The sequence below is a fragment of the Psychrobacter sp. DD43 genome (assembly GCF_904846555.1).
GTDB classification, from domain to species: Bacteria; Pseudomonadota; Gammaproteobacteria; order Pseudomonadales; family Moraxellaceae; genus Psychrobacter; species Psychrobacter cryohalolentis.
This window is the reverse complement of sequence record NZ_CAJHBE010000002.1, coordinates 61,952-77,836: the sequence shown is the minus strand read 5'-3', so window position 1 is coordinate 77,836 and position 15,885 is coordinate 61,952. Positions and strand designations below refer to the sequence as shown.

Here is a 15,885-nt window from a genome sequence, read left to right as displayed (position 1 = left end):
GGCTGTTTTTTTGTGCCTCCTCTGTTAAACGGTTTATAGAAAACTCGTCTTCTTATCTGACTTGCTAGAATAAGAAATCGCTAGAGTGAAAAGAATCCTTTTTTGCATTTCGCTAGAGAAGCGCATAGAAAGCTGTCAAAATAGCGCCTCTATCAAAACATCTCATGACTTATCATAAAGAGGATACCTCGATGCCAAAGCGTCTTATAACTATGCTCATCATTACGACTGCCAGTATGTGGGCGCTTTCAGGCTGCGATAATAATGCGGATACTATGGCTAAAAAAACGGATACATCGGTATCGACGACGGATTCAGCGGTAGCAAATACGATAGATTGGTCAGTCATGAATAGCGGCGAAAAGCCAGCCGATCTTGCTAACTATCAATATCCGTTTGCGCTTGATAGCCAAAATGTCCGCGATTATGCAGAGTATTTCAAAGTCGATAACGCTACGGCTCAGCATAATCTGACGATAAGCATGGCAAGTAACGAAGCGCTATCAAAAGCCTTGGATCAGCTCAGTGAAAGCTATGTCTCACATGAGCTGACTGATAATAAAGACATGAAGCTAATTATTCATACTACGCCCGATGTCGCTGCCAGCAGCTATGATTATGTGTTGGCTGGGGAATTTGCAAAAGGGTTGGTATTGCCTATCGTGATACAGCCAGATGGTAAAGAAGGTGATGTAAAAGGGCATGGAGAGGTGGCGGAGTAGAAGTTAATAGCGTGTGTTTTAGTTCATATGACACACGCTACTCAAAAATATTAAGTCTGACGATATGGATTGTTGGAAAGTTCAATCTTTACATTTGTATCGCAAAGTAGCTTAGCTAGATAAGGCTGATATTGAGTAGCTGCTGGGGCAATATAGATTTTATCAAGATGTGACTTTACTTCTGATTCATATTCAACGTATAGAAACCTACCAAACTCCATCTTTACTTTTTTATCATCAAGTGAAGTCATATAAACCATACGACACTCTTGTTCTTCTTGAAATGCTGAATGTTTGATAAGATATTTTAGAGGTAAAAGAATTTCATTTAATAAAATTTTTATTTTGCCTGATAAACTTGGATTTTTTTCCTCAATCTTAGTTAATTCTTCTGCAATAGCTTTATAAGCACTTTTAAGGTCTATAAAAGCCCTTCTGAAATCTTCCGTCTTTTTATCAATAAAGCTCTGATATTCCTTCCACTCGTGTTTAGCTTTACTTATCTGTTCACTTCCTAATTGCACAATTTCATCATTAAATTCTCGAAAAAACGTTAGTCGATTGCGCTGAGCTAAATGAATGTAATCAGAAGTAGGATCAAGATAAACACATCTCACTACTGGCTGCTTTTTTATTTTGCTTATAGCTTGTATATTATTTTCACCAGATTCATCATCAACATTCTTTTGAACAGAAGTTGTACTGATTTCCTTTGTATTGTCTTCAAATGCTACGTAAGACAATCCTACAGTAGAATTATGTTTTTGAAAAAAGCCTTTATTAAACACCAAGCTAATTCCGGAGGCTTCCTTATTATCTTGTTTACCGTATAGCCTGAACTGGTTAAGACTATCGTGATTAAAGGTAAAACAACTAATAAAAGCATGTAAATCTTCATCAAATTGAGAATTATATGATAATCCCTCTTTGATCCCTTTTAGATAATTCAAAAGCAGTTTGCCTTCACTAGGATCATTTACGTTATTTATAGTGTTAAGACGGAATGAGCTTGGTTGTTCTTTTCCTTTTTCTATATCTAGTAATTTATTTGTTGTATCTGTACCAGTATAGTGAGCTAGTTTACGTTCTACAGGCTTATTGTCAGTTACTCTATGGCTAAAATCCACTTTGAGTATTTCAATAATCTCAGTAGTATGAGTGAATAGTAGTAATAAATATTTTCCAATATCAGTAGAGGAAGTCTTAAGCAATCTACAGATTTTTTCTAGACATCGCTTTTCATATTGATATCCGTTTACGATTTTTTTAAGTGCATTCTCAGCTCTATTAATATCTTGATACTGCGTATTTTCCAACGATACTGTGCAAATATTGTATTGAGCACTATTGAATGCGTCTAAGGATTGTTCAGCTTCTATCTTCCCCCATATATCTAAAGCATCTTTAGTATGCCCTTTACGATTTAGACCAACGCCAATATTATACTGTGCAAATGTGTATGCCTCAGGGTAATCATCTTTTTCTACATTACTCCATGCTCGAATAGCATCGTCCTCGTTACCCTCTTTAAAGAGTTGAGAAGCTAAATTGGATTGTGCTTTAGCATATGCTTCTGGGCTACCATTCCTCTTTACCTTATTCCAAGCTTTTTTTGCTTCCCCAAATTCATATAAATCACTTTTTATAGCACCAATATTATATTGTGCTCTAGAATATATCTCTGAAGAGTCTGCTTCTATTTCCGACCATATCTTTAGAGCTTCTTCAGTTTTGTCTTGTTCTTCATAAACAGCAGCAATATTATATTGTGCTTTTTTATAATGTTCTCTATTGTCCTGAGGCTTAATTAATTTACTGACTCTAACAGCTTCATCAAGCAATCCATGCTTATAGAATATTTCAGCCAGCTTTCTCTGAGCAAGTGAAAATTGCTCGTCACTATCACTTTTACGTGTAACCTTTTGCAACTCCTCAATCTGCTTCCGAGTCACTTCATCTAAATTTTCGTAGCTATCCATGCTCATTTTTTTCACTCCCCAACCAACGACAAAAACTCTTCCTCACCCACTACTTTAACGCCCAGTTTTTCAGCTTTCGCCATCTTCGATCCAGCTTTATCACCTGCCAGCAGTGCAGTCGTTTTTGCCGAGATGCTACCTGATACTTTGGCACCGAGCGCTTGTAGCTTGGCTTTGGCTTCATCGCGAGCCATGCTATCGAGCGCGCCAGTAATCACCCATGTTTGACCATCGAGCGGCAATCCTTCTGACGCTACCTGCTCGACCTTATCCCAATGCACGCCAGCTTCTCGCAATGCCGTGATGACTTCGATATTATGTGGTGCGCGGAAGAATTTATAAGCAAGTTCAGCGGTGATCGCACCGACGTCAGGCGTTTGCAGTAGCTTTTCGATATCAGCAGCCATTAGGCTATCTAAGTCGCCAAATTGCTGCGCCAAATTCTGTGCTGTCGTCTCACCGACACCGCGAATACCCAGCGCATAGATAAAGCGCGCCAATGTCGTCTGCTTACTGGCTTCGATAGCGCTGAGGATATTTTGAACAGATTTTTTGCCCAGTTTCTCAAGCGTAATCAGCTCCTCTTGATGATTGTGCAACTGATAGATATCGGCAACGGTCTTCACCAAGCCGTGCTCAAAAAAGCTAATCAGCCAACTTGCGCCTAAGCCATCGATATCCATCGCCCGACGCGAGACAAAGTGAATGAGCGCCTCGACCTGCTGCGCGGGACAATATAGCCCACCAGTGCAACGCGCCAACGCTTCATCTTTGGGCAGCACCACAGGCGAGTCGCATACTGGGCAGGTCGACGGTAGCTGTACCGGTTCAGAGTTTTCTGGACGTTGATCTGTCCAAACACGGGTCACTTTAGGTATCACATCCCCTGCACGGTGGACGCTCACCATATCGCCTGCACGCACATCTAAGCGCTGAATCTCACCAAAGTTATGCAGCGTGACATTGCTGACCGTGACGCCGCCGACTTTAACAGGTTCGAGCTTACCGACGGGTGTAATCGCGCCAGTGCGTCCGACTTGCCACTCGATAGCATGCAAGCGTGTCATGACAGTTTCGGCAGGAAATTTATAAGCAGTTGCCCAGCGCGGCTCACGCGATAGAAAGCCAAGCTGCTGCTGCAACGCCAAGCTATTGACCTTGATGACCATGCCATCAATCTCAAACGGCAGCTCGCCACGTGTCTCCTTTACCGATTCATAATAAACTTGAGCCTCGCGTGGATTTTGTGCCACCTCAACTGCACTGACGGTAAAGCCAATGGTTTTTAGCCAAGCAAGCGCTGCTGATTGGGTTTTGATATGCTCAGGTAACCCTTGATTGACTGAATAACAGTAAAATGCGAGCGGACGGCTGGCGGCTATACTTGGGTCAAGCTGACGTAAACTCCCAGCAGCAGCATTGCGTGGATTGGCAAAAGTCTTTTCTTCTTTTTCGGCTGCTAAGCGATTGAGGCGCTCAAATCCCGCCTTGGGCATGAGCACTTCACCGCGCACTTCTAACAGCGGAATATCAATGGCATCAGCAAGCCAAAGCGGCAAGTTACGGATAGTTTTGGCGTTTTGGGTAATATCCTCGCCCGTTTGTCCATCACCGCGTGTCACCGCTTGGACAAACTTACCATAAGCATATTTGAGCGATACCGCCAAACCATCCAGCTTTAGCTCCATCTCATACTCTGGGCTTTGCTGAGCGACGCTTAAGCGGTCATTAACGCGGCGCATAAAATCACGCAAATCATCATATTCAAAAACGTTACCAAGCGATAGCATAGGGATATCGTGGGTCACTTGCGTAAATGCCGATAGCGGCATATCGCCGACTTGATTGATTGGGCTGTCTGGCTGTACCAAATCGGGATATTGTTCTTCAAGCTCCAATAAAGAGCGACGCAACTGATCGTATTCGCTGTCTTCTAAGATGGGATTGTCGAGCACATAATAGGCATAATTGTGCTGCTTGAGGGCATCAATAAACGTGCGCATTTGAGCCACGATAGCATCTTCGTTTGCTGCAGATTTTGCAGTATTGATGTCTTTAGAGGTAAGCGGTGCGATAGGGTCAGTCATAGTCGGCGTCTTTTTTTTGCAATTCAAGATGTCGATATGATAACAAGTTTGCAAGATACTCGGATAAACTTTTAATGAAAATGAATGGCTAGGAAAAGTAAAAAGGCAAACAACGTTATCGCTATTTGCCTTTTTTAGTACTGATACTATTTATCGATTTTAATCAACTTTGGTAGCGATCAACCTTCATAATCGCGGACTTGGTTGCGTAGCTGTTGCTTGTATTCAGGCGTGATTGGGTCGTTCTCTTCATCTAGCATCACAGCGTCCAAATCGCTTGCCATCATATAAGCAATACTCATCATACTATCGAAACTGCGCAGCGCTTGCGGATGCGGCAACGATAAGAAAACTACCACACCGTTATAGTTATTGGTCGCCACGCTATGCGGATCAAAAGGCGCGATACCACTATCGGTGATGCCCATCATGCTAAACCAGAGCATACCGGTGCCGTCTTTTTGCTCATAGCGATGGAACATATTCATCGCGCCATAACGCAGACCATATTTATCGATCAATGCCAATAAATCACGACCGCGAATCAACGCTGCTGGACGGTCACGATATTGGTGCGGCAAGATGGTGATATTGATATTGTCTTTGGCATTGATAAGTGGTGCATTTTGCGTATCATCGACCGGCTCTGATAAATGCTGATCAAGTATCGGGCTATTATCATTGAAACTTGGCTCTTCTGCCGTATCAATAGATGGCATCAGGCTGTCAGTTGCCGATACCAAGCTTGAAAACGCATCAGGCTCTTGTTCGATATTCATTTGCTCAGCAGCAGAGGTAAATTCGCTATTATCGTTATGCTGCTCCGCCTGCCAGCGCGCATAATCTTCATCATTTACTTGGCTATAGCTATCGTTTACATCGCTACTGACATTATCGTATCCAGACATCAACTGTACATCGTCTTGCTGACGCGCTTGACTCAAAGGTGCATCTTCAACGACTGCATTCAGATAACTGCGGTCAGGCGTGATACTGGTTTCGCCAGCGATCGTGTCGTCTAAATCTGGCTGGTCGACGATATTGCGCTCATGACGCGGTATGATAGGAATACCGTTTTTATCATAATTGACCGCGGCAGCTTCTGCATTTTTGCGACGCTTAAAGCTACGCATGACCATAATTAGCCCAGCAAGCACAATCAATGCAGCAATGGCGATCAATATAAACTGAATAGCGGTCATGAGAAATAATCCTAATCTACGACAAAAGAGAATACATAAGAGGGAATAAATGGCAATAGTCTAGCATGGCTAATTAACATCGTCACCATATAGTCATCGTTTACCGTGAGGCTGACACACTTGCGTGACCTTCTGCCCTGACCCCTAACTATACCACTGACAATCGCTGTCAGTTATCACTATTTTTGCTATTCAGCAATATAAAGTGCTGCCTCATCGAGCGATACGCTGACCAAGGTAGAAATCCCTGCGCTTGGCATAGTAACGCCTTTTAATTCATCAGCAATTTGCATCGTTAATTTATTGTGGCTAATAAAAATAAACTGCAAGTCGTCTGCTAATTCATGAATCAAGCTGGTAAAGCGCGCGACATTGGCATCATCAAGCGGCGCATCAACTTCATCAAGCACACAAAACGGTGCTGGATGCTGTTTAAATATCGCAAAAATCAAACTCAGCGCGGTCAGGGTTTTTTCACCGCCTGATAGCACGGCTAATCGACTATTACGCTTACCTTTTGGCTGTGCCATCAAGGTTAGTCCCGCCCGCCACTGTTCTGATTTTGGCGCATTAGCAGGTATGTTGTCTGGCATATCGTCAGTATTGAGCGTTAGGCTTGCTTGTCCGCCACCAAAAACTTTGGCAAATAAATTGGCAAGCTCATTATTGACCGCATCAAGCGTCTGCACAAATAGCTTCTTGGTCGTCTCATCAATCGAAGCAATGGCATCTTTCAATGTGTCCATACTAGCGGCAATATCTGCTGTCTGCTGCACCAATGGCTCTAAGCGTTCATTAACCTCTGCCAACTCTGCCACTGCGGCGAGATTGACCGCGCCAATTTTGCTTAATTGCTGCTCAAGCTTGCTACGCTCGGACTCAAGCTCAGCGATTTTATCTGGACGTACACGGCGATCATGCACAATAAAATCTGCCAATAAATTTGAGACACTCATCACTTGTTCCTGATGCTGCGGCTGCGGCGACATATCCGATTGTGCTTTATATTTATGGCTCATACGATAGTATGCGTCTAGAACATCTTGCGTATGGCTGCTGGCATCATCCAATCGCGCCGCGCTTAATGCCAGCTCAGTACTATGCTGAGCAAGCTCGCTTTGCTGGGTTTGCAATGACTGTTGCAGCGTTTCTAACGCCGTCTGCTGCTGCGCATAATCTTGTTTAAGCACGTTCAATGCAGTCTCGCGTGTCGTCAATAACGTTTGCTGCTCATCGCGCGCTATCTGTGCGCTTTGTAATGACGCTTGCAGTGCTGGTAGCTTACTTTTCTGCTGCTCATACTTTGCCTGTAAACCCTGCTTACTTTGTAGCGATTTATCATATTGCGCACTTGCCCGTGCAAGGCTACTAACATAATGCTCTAAACGCATTTCACTCTGCTGAATACGCAGCTGTAATGCTTGCCACGCATCAACATCTACTTGCCGCGTGCGATTTAGCTCATTATGCTCAACTTGCAATTGCTGACTTGTCGCACGGGCATCCGCTATTTTTGGCGTCAGTGCGGTTATCTCACTTTGAATATGCTGTTGCTCAGCATTAAGTGCTTGCAGCTCTTGCGCCAATTCTTGCTGCTCTTGCTCAAGGGCGACTTTATCAGCATTTAGACGTTGGTTATCTGCTTGCATACGTTCAGCGTTAGCTTGTTTGGTGGTAAGTTGCTGCTGATATTGATGTTTATCGCGGGTTAACTGCTGCGCTTGAGCGCGTGTTTCTTCTACATTAACTGCCAGTGCATCATAGTCATATTGAGTCTTAGCTATGGATTTTTTCTGGTCTTGTATTTTTATCTCAATGTCATCAAGCAGCTCTTCTAGCGCTTGTAGACGAGTACGCTGCTGTAAACGCTGGGTTAAAAACTGATTACTGCTATCATTTTTTCCATCTTGTGCACCCATAAACTTACTGAGATTAATGGTACCTTGACGACTGATAAGCCAGCCATCAGACGTTAGCAAAATGGCTGATGATGGCAATACTTTTAAAATATCAGTGAGAGTATCAAGAGTCTGCTGATTATTTGTCTCAGGTTGCGCAATATATAAATAGCATTGCTGCCAAAGCGCTAAGTTCGGCGCGCTAATCAGCTCTGATAGAGGTAGTACTTTATCACTTAGAGTATCTGGCAATTTACTGATAAATGGTTTTGTATTTGCCTCATTTTGCTTTGTAGATAACCATAAGCTGTGACTAGTTTCTACTAGTAACTTCTCTTTCGTACTACTATGCGCATTTTGCGCAGTCCGATAAGTAAATAAAGCTGTTAAGTCCTGCTTAAGCGCTTGCCATAAGCTGTGTGGTTTCTCAGAATCATCGCTCGCGTTATCAATGCTTGGCTGCATGGTTTGATTGCAAACCAATACATGACTATCCAACCACAACGCCAATACGCTATCGAGTAATTGCGCATGTTGTTTGCCTTTCTCGCTTAGCTCAATCTGCTCGCGCAAGGTGATAATGGTCAATTGGTTATAGTCGCTGACTATTTCGCTTTCTAAATCACCTTTAACATCGGCAGTTTTTGCATGAACAAGCGGTTGCGATTTTGGAATAGGTTTAGGATGTAATATTTGATGTAAAGTATCGTACTCACTTGCCAATATGGCATGACGTTTTTCAAATTCACTTAACTCGCGCTGCTGCATGTTTAAACGCTGTTGTAAATCATGCGCTTGCGGTTGTAGCTCTGACAGACGTTCATCAACGCTATCTTGTTGACGCTCAATCTGTTGCAGCTGTTTATTTAGCTCAGTCACTTTCGTATCTAATGTGTGCTGTAAATTGTTCGCATCAGCCGGCTCTTGCTCGTCAGCACTATTATTTAGAAATACAGACTGTTGTAATTGCTGCCAGAGATTTTGCCAATTTTGCTGGCGGCGCTGCCACTTATCATGGTTTTGCTGCTGCCGTTTTTGTGCTTGGTTATTAATGGCTTGCTGCTGCTCAAGCGAGCGCGCAGTATCTTGTAGCCTTGATAGCTGGTTTTGCGCATCATGGTAGGCGCGCTGCAACGGTTGCTCGTTGCGTTTATGCACTTCACGTTTATTCGTTAATTCAATGAGCTTCGGACGCAATGCTTCTAGCACCTTCTGCTGATCAGCTTCATCAGATTTTAAGCGCTCAATCTCATCGACTAATTGCTCGCGCTGTTGATATAAACTGGCTAGTTGCTGCTCAATGGTGGTCAGCTGTGACTTGACATCACTGAGCTGGTGCTCTGCTTGTTGATAGCTTAGCTGCTGCTGATAATGGCTGCTTTGGGCATCGTCTTTGAGCCACTGCTCCTGATTGATATATGTCGCAAGCTTATCTTGTTTGGCTTTTAGAGTCTCATAGTCGGCTTGTAAGGTTGCAACCTCAGTGGCACTACGCTCATGAGCGATTTTCTGCTGCTGCTGATTGTGTTTGGCTTGATATAACTGTTGAATGGCAAGTTGTTGTTTAATATCAGCAAGCGTTAACGCCAGCTCTTCATAACGCTCAGCACTGGCGGCTTGCTTAGACAAGCGTTTTTGTTGGCTGACCAGCTCGCTTTGCATATCATGCAGACGTGCCAAATTGTCTTTAGTTTTTTCTAACTTCTTTTGCGTCTCTTCACGGCGGGCTTGATAGCGCGAAACCCCTGCCGCCTCTTCGATAAATTCACGTAGCTGCAGTGGGCTAGACTCAACAATACGCCCAATCATACCCTGCTCGATGACGGCATAACTGCGCGCGCCAAGACCCGTACCCAAGAATACATCGACCACATCACGACGACGACAGCGCGTGCCATTGATAAAGTAGTCCGAGCGTCCTTCCAAATTTACCTGACGGCGAACGGACAACTCTTGATATAAATTAAACTCATGGCGAATACCCGTCTGCTCGTCTTGGGTATGCTCAAAAGTCAGCTCAACGCTGGCGACACTTTTGGCAGCCTTGTCTTGCGTACCAGCAAAGATAACGTCACTCATCGCTCCACCGCGTAATTGCTTGGCAGAGGTCTCACCCAGCACCCAGCGAATGGCATCAATGACGTTGGATTTGCCACAGCCGTTTGGCCCGACGATGGCGGTGATGCCATGGCGAAAGGTAAAAGTGGTAGGATTGGCAAAGGATTTAAAGCCTGCCAGCTTGAGAGATTTTAGACGCATGAATAATCAGTAAACTTAGCAAAAACAGGCGGCTATTCTACCTCAAATTGTGCTAAATTTTTAGGGTTTATGAGGGACGCTATAATATGGCTTAAAATCAATATCATTAATTTAAACACTAAAAATCAAGAGAATTAAAATGACTAACTATAATCCGCAAGAATTGCAGCAAAAATATGAGCAATGGTGCGAACTATACCGCCAGCAGCTCAAAGCGCAACAGCAGTTTTTGCAAGCTGAAGCATTGCTAAACGAGTTAAAAGATTACTATCTTAATCCACAATGGATGGCGGATCGTGAAGCGGATCTGCCCATTGAGCATTCGGGTAAAGAGCACTCTATATTTAGTGAAGATGCGCTATGGAGTATGCTCAGCGACCATGATGAGCTAGCAAGAAAGTGGATGCGTTTAGGGCTAGATGCGATTGATAGGAAGTAAAACCTAAATTACCCCGATCCCACTTAACAATAACTGTCCACCCGCAAATAACAATAATATGCCAAAGGCACGCTTAAGCGTGAGCGCAGGTAATACATGGGCAAGTTTGGCACCGACCTTCGCCATCGCAAAGCTAGCAACGGAAATACATAAGAATCCTGTGATATGGACAAAGCCTATCGTACCTTCGGGCAGATTAACCACATCTTGACCAAACCACGCAAACCCTGCTGCGCCAGCCAATGCAATAGGTAAACCACAAGCGGCAGACGTACCGACCGATTGCTTCATCGGTAGCCCTGCCCAGTTTAAAAATGGCACGGTCAAGCTACCGCCGCCAATCCCAAAAATAGAGGACGCCATACCAATGCCCGTACCCGCGCCAAACTGCACACCAACCGACGGTAATGGTTTGCCCAACTGCTCTTTATTGGAGAAGAAGAACATCTTTAAAGCGACCAATAAAGCACCGACACCGATAATCGCTTGCAATACCTTACCGTCAATCATATCGGCAATGCCTGCCCCAACCAGACTGCCGATGACCAAGCCCAACGCCATCTTGCGCCATACTTCCCATCGTACACCGCCGCGCTTATTGTGGGCTGTCATTGAGCTGATTGAGGTTACAACAATAGTTGCAAGTGAGGTACCAATAGCTAAATGCGTGATTACTTCAGGAGGAAAATTATAAGCCGCAAAAATCCAGACCAATGCTGGTACGATAATCATACCGCCACCGACGCCAAACAAGCCGGCGCTGACGCCAGCAAACGCCCCTGCAATCACAAACCATACATATAACATCATCGAATTAGCCTTTTATCCTGCTTCTTTTTACTAGATTACTTTATCTTTTCAGCACTTACTTATCATACGCTTAATTGCATTTGCCAAATCGTATACTGACCTTTATCCTATCTACTCTGTATTGAATATTTGTGACCATCGCTCAGTATATCAAAAAATTCTCTTGCCACATTTATCACCTTTGCTCTATTAACCAAAGCGAAAAAACGTATGCTGCCACTCGACTCTTTATCTGACTGCGACTCTAAGTCTCACCTGCTTACTCATTTGCCAGAGCTTAACCATCGGCACCTATTTAGCAGCATCTCGACCAACAGCGAGCTTATCATAGCGGTACAGGATGGCACGCTCAATGCCCATGAAATGCATTTACTGACTGCCGAAACCCAAAGCGCAGGTCGTGGACAACATGGGCGTTCATGGCAATCACCACGTGGCAATGTTTATCTGTCGTTATACTATCCAGTACATATGCCGATTAGCGGTTTATTATCGTTAATAATCGGTATTGAGCTGGCAAAAATGCCTGTTATTCAAACATTAAATGCACAACTAGCTAACCAAGGTTTAACACCTATAGGGGTAAAATGGGCGAATGATTTGGGTTTTTATCAATCTTTCTCTGTAACGGATGAAGCCGTATCAAGCACGAAAATTATTCAATTTAGCAAACTTGCTGGTATATTGATTGAGCCGGTTACCCAAGCGGGCAAATTGGTCGGCGTGGTGATGGGAGTTGGTCTTAATGTACAAGCAACTCCCAAGCTTACTGCCCAAACCTGCGAAGGTATGAGATACCAAGCCATTAGCTTACAAGATATCGAGCAGCTGCTAGCGCCAGACAAATCAGCAAGTACGCTGCCAAATCTACGAGAGCTTTATCAACAAATGAGCAAAGCATTAATGGCAGCAATGACACGCTTTGAGCATTTAGGGTTAGAGAAGCCAACCGGTCAAACCTATAATTTAGACAGCTTTTTGCAGCAATTTAATTCGATGGATGCACTAGCAGGACGGCGCTTACGTATTAGCCAAGAGCATAACGGTCAAACAGAGACGCTCACTGGCTATGCTTGCGGTATTGATACACATGGATGTTTGCAATTGCGTCAAGATAACGGTAATATTTCTGCGCTTTTTACCGGACGCATCGACGTTATTGATAACGCTTAAAGCATTTACTGAATGCGCTCTATCTAAAGGGAATTTTATGCTCTGGCTTGATCTCGGCAACACCCGCCTTAAATACTGGCTGACCGATGATATCGGGCAGATAGTCTCACATGATGCCAAGCAACATTTGCAAGCACCTGCTGAATTACTCATGGGTTTGACCGACCGCTTTGAGCGTTATGCCCCTGACTTTATCGGTATCTCATCAGTGCTCGGCGATGATCTTAATGTCAAAGTTTCAGAAACGCTCAGTCGCCTTAATATCCCGTTTGAATTTGTCCACGTCGATGCCAATTATCCGCTGATGAAAAGCACTTATAATGATGAGCAGCTCGGCTGTGATCGCTGGCTACAAATGCTCGGCGCAGTGGATAGAACCAAACGTCAATGTGTGATAGGTTGTGGTACGGCGGTGACCATTGATTTGATTGACCATGCTGAGCATTTAGGCGGTTATATTTTCCCTAGTATTTATCTTCAGCGCGAGTCGCTATTTTCTGGTACCAAGCAAATCACCATCTCTAACGGTACTTTTGATAGCGTCAGTCAGGGCACCACCACGCAAGATGCGGTCCATCGTGGGATATTATTGTCCATCGTTGGTGCTATTAACGAGATTAGCACACGTCATCCCAACTTTGAAGTGATCATGACTGGCGGTGATGCAGCTATTATCGCCCAACACGTCAACCGCCCAGTGCGCCTGCGTGACGATTTATTATTAAATGGTCTTGCGCGCTATTTTGATCATAGTAAACAGGCATGATAACTGAAAAAATTTTATAAGCTAGAAATTAAAAAAGCAGGACGCTTAAAACGTCCTGCTTTTTTATGTCTATTTGATTTGAGACCAATATAGAGTGCTAAAGGGATGAGCTATTCGCAGACTCTGTCACGCCTGCGAACAGCACGCAAGAAAAATTTAGCTCATTAGCACGAGGATATTAATGTATCCATTTTATTTTGAACTTAATATCTAATGAACACTCAATAATTCTTACTTAGTCTCGTTAAACAATTCACGACCGACTAGCATACGGCGAATCTCACTGGTACCCGCGCCAATCTCATAAAGCTTGGCATCGCGCCAGTAACGACCGAGTGGATACTCGTTGGTATAGCCATTACCACCAAAGATTTGAATGCCCTCACCTGCCATCCAAGTGGCTTTTTCGGCACACCATAAAATCACACTGGCGCAGTCTTTACGCACTTCACGGCTATGACCGGCACCGCGTTGATCTAGCATATCGAGATTTTTACCAACGGTATATAAGAAGCTGCGCCCTGCTTGCAAGATGGTATACATATCAGCAACTTTACCTTGGATTAACTGAAACTCACCGATGGCTTGACCGAACTGCTTACGGTCATGGATATAAGGGACGACGTTATCCATCACCGCCTGCATGATGCCAATAGGACCTGCGGCTAATACCGCGCGCTCATAATCAAGACCGCTCATTAAAACTTTAACGCCTTCGTTTAAGCCGCCTAAGATATTCTCTTTAGGTACTTCAACATTATTAAAGGTCATTTCACCAGTATGACTACCGCGCATACCTAGTTTGTCGAGCTTCTGTGCCGTACCAAAGCCTTCCATGCCTTTTTCAACGATAAAAGCCGTCATGCCTTTAGCACCCAGCTCAGGATTGGTTTTGGCATAAACCACCATCACATCAGCATCAGGACCATTGGTAATCCACATTTTGCTACCATTTAGCACATAATGACCGTCTTTTTCTTCGGCTTTTAGCTTCATGCTGACCACATCTGAGCCTGCACCGGTTTCACTCATGGCTAGTGCGCCTATGAATTCACCACTGATGAGTTTTGGCAGATATTTTTGTTTTTGTGCTTCACTGCCGTTACGTTTGAGCTGATTGATACACAGATTAGAATGTGCACCATAGCTAAGTGCCACAGAGGCAGAAGCACGGCTAATCTCTTCCATCGCGACCATATGCGCGACATAACCCATGTCAGAGCCACCATACTCTTCAGGAACGGTGATGCCATGTAGACCAATATCACCCATCTTTTGCCACAAATCCATTGGGAACTCATCGCTACTGTCAATCTCAGCAGCACGTGGGGCTATTTCATTAGCCGCAAACTGTTGTACCATATCACGTAAGGCATCGATATCTTCGCCAAGCTGAAAATTCAATCCAGGTAAACTCATAACCATTCCTTGTATTTTGATGTTTAATTTTTTACTAGCGCTGTGTCAATTTAAAAATAGATGATATAGCTGGGACAAATTTTCCTCGCTTGCTGTGCGACTTCGTCACTCCAGAGGCTTCAAAAAATTTGTCCCAGCCATAAACCTATCTATCTATTCATTTAGCTTATGACTAACTATATTCTTAATGAAATTAGTTAAGACTGATGTTTGTTAATTAAAGCACGTGCCACGTTTGAGCCATTAGGACGACCTAAAAACTCACTGATACGCTCACCAGCCACGACCAATTTATCCAAATCAATGCCAGTACTGATACCCATACCATGCAGCATATAGACGACGTCTTCGGTGGCGACATTGCCCGTTGCGCCTTTGGCATACGGACAGCCGCCAAGTCCAGCGACTGAAGTATCAAATTCACTGACGCCCATTTGTAGTGCCGCTAATGTGTTGCTGAGCGCTTGACCATAGGTATCATGGAAATGCCCCGATAACATGCTGATATCAGCATATTCAAGTGTAGCCTGTAACGCACGCTGTACTTTGAGCGGCGTACCAACACCAATGGTATCAGCAATGCCAATCTGCTCTGAGCCAATCTCAACCAAGCGCTTAGTCACGTAAGCTACTTGGCTTGGGTCGATCTCGCCTTCATAAGGGCAGCCGACAGTACAAGAGATAACGCCGCGCACCTTGATTCCTTGCGCTTTAGCCGCAGCGGCAACGGGCGCGAAACGCTCAATACTTTCATCGATACTACAGTTAATATTCTTTTGGCTAAAGGTTTCGCTTGCTGAGCCAAAGATAACAATCTCATCAGGACGATGCACGATAGCATTTTCAAAACCACGCATGTTCGGCACCAACACCGAATAGCTCACATCACTGTGACGTGTCGCTGCAAGTGCCTCTAACAGCGTGCTATTGTCGCCCATTTGCGGTACCCATTTAGGCGATACAAAGCTAGTAGCCTCAAGCTTTTTAACCCCTGCGGCAATCAAATCGTTGATAAGCCTTTGCTTAACCGCAGTCGGTACCGTCATTGATTCATTTTGTAGCCCATCACGTGGGCTAACATCAACGATGGTGACGTGTTTTGGGTACGAGATACTCATACAGATTGTCCTT

General features: G+C 44.1%; 11 protein-coding genes. 4 read left to right on the top strand and 7 right to left on the bottom strand.

The window, feature by feature from the left end; genetic code table 11:
* Positions 1-191 precede the first annotated feature (191 nt).
* A complete protein-coding gene (locus JMX89_RS01460) occupies positions 192-722 on the top strand; it encodes a hypothetical protein (protein ID WP_133103772.1) in 531 nt (176 codons plus the stop codon).
* Between the two features lie 50 nt (positions 723-772).
* Here the strand turns inward: JMX89_RS01460 and JMX89_RS01455 are convergent, their stop codons facing one another.
* The 4 genes from JMX89_RS01455 to JMX89_RS01440 all read right to left on the bottom strand — a co-directional run bounded on the left by JMX89_RS01455 (position 773) and on the right by JMX89_RS01440 (position 10,147).
* Positions 773-2,707 (bottom strand): tetratricopeptide repeat protein, encoded by a 1,935-nt coding sequence (locus tag JMX89_RS01455; RefSeq protein ID WP_201530828.1) that lies wholly within the window; start codon positions 2,705-2,707, stop codon positions 773-775.
* A 5-nt stretch (positions 2,708-2,712) separates the two neighbouring features.
* On the bottom strand, positions 2,713-4,788 hold the full coding sequence (gene ligA, locus JMX89_RS01450) for an NAD-dependent DNA ligase LigA (protein WP_201530829.1): 2,076 nt from the start codon (positions 4,786-4,788) through the stop codon (positions 2,713-2,715).
* A 179-nt stretch (positions 4,789-4,967) separates the two neighbouring features.
* Positions 4,968-5,990, bottom strand: coding sequence for a cell division protein ZipA C-terminal FtsZ-binding domain-containing protein (locus JMX89_RS01445; RefSeq protein ID WP_149408849.1), 1,023 nt, complete (start codon positions 5,988-5,990; stop codon positions 4,968-4,970).
* A gap of 188 nt (positions 5,991-6,178) precedes the next feature.
* A complete protein-coding gene (locus JMX89_RS01440; RefSeq protein WP_201550577.1) occupies positions 6,179-10,147 on the bottom strand; it encodes an AAA family ATPase in 3,969 nt (1,322 codons plus the stop codon).
* A gap of 139 nt (positions 10,148-10,286) precedes the next feature.
* Here JMX89_RS01440 and JMX89_RS01435 point away from each other — a divergent pair, with 139 nt between their 5' ends.
* Complete coding sequence (locus JMX89_RS01435; RefSeq protein WP_201530833.1) at positions 10,287-10,586, top strand: DUF4298 domain-containing protein; 300 nt, start codon at positions 10,287-10,289, stop codon at positions 10,584-10,586.
* A gap of 3 nt (positions 10,587-10,589) precedes the next feature.
* On the opposite strand, the gene JMX89_RS01430 is transcribed toward JMX89_RS01435, so the two are convergent.
* Positions 10,590-11,393, bottom strand: coding sequence for a sulfite exporter TauE/SafE family protein (locus JMX89_RS01430; RefSeq protein WP_201530911.1), 804 nt, complete (start codon positions 11,391-11,393; stop codon positions 10,590-10,592).
* Positions 11,394-11,606: 213 nt separating this feature from the next.
* On the opposite strand from JMX89_RS01430, the gene JMX89_RS01425 reads away from it, so the two are divergent.
* Both JMX89_RS01425 and JMX89_RS01420 read left to right on the top strand, forming a co-directional pair.
* Complete coding sequence (locus JMX89_RS01425) at positions 11,607-12,569, top strand: biotin--[acetyl-CoA-carboxylase] ligase (RefSeq protein WP_201550576.1); 963 nt, start codon at positions 11,607-11,609, stop codon at positions 12,567-12,569.
* Positions 12,570-12,606: 37 nt separating this feature from the next.
* Positions 12,607-13,335 (top strand): pantothenate kinase, encoded by a 729-nt coding sequence (locus JMX89_RS01420; RefSeq protein WP_201530837.1) that lies wholly within the window; start codon positions 12,607-12,609, stop codon positions 13,333-13,335.
* A gap of 231 nt (positions 13,336-13,566) precedes the next feature.
* On the opposite strand, the gene JMX89_RS01415 is transcribed toward JMX89_RS01420, so the two are convergent.
* The gene (locus tag JMX89_RS01415) at positions 13,567-14,754 is read right to left on the bottom strand and encodes an isovaleryl-CoA dehydrogenase (RefSeq protein WP_133103779.1); all 1,188 of its coding nucleotides are present in this window, start codon (positions 14,752-14,754) and stop codon (positions 13,567-13,569) included.
* A 197-nt stretch (positions 14,755-14,951) separates the two neighbouring features.
* Positions 14,952-15,872 carry a hydroxymethylglutaryl-CoA lyase gene (locus JMX89_RS01410; RefSeq protein ID WP_265088665.1) on the bottom strand — a complete coding sequence of 307 codons (921 nt, stop codon included), beginning with the start codon at positions 15,870-15,872 and terminating at the stop codon, positions 14,952-14,954.
* Positions 15,873-15,885: the final 13 nt, after the last annotated feature.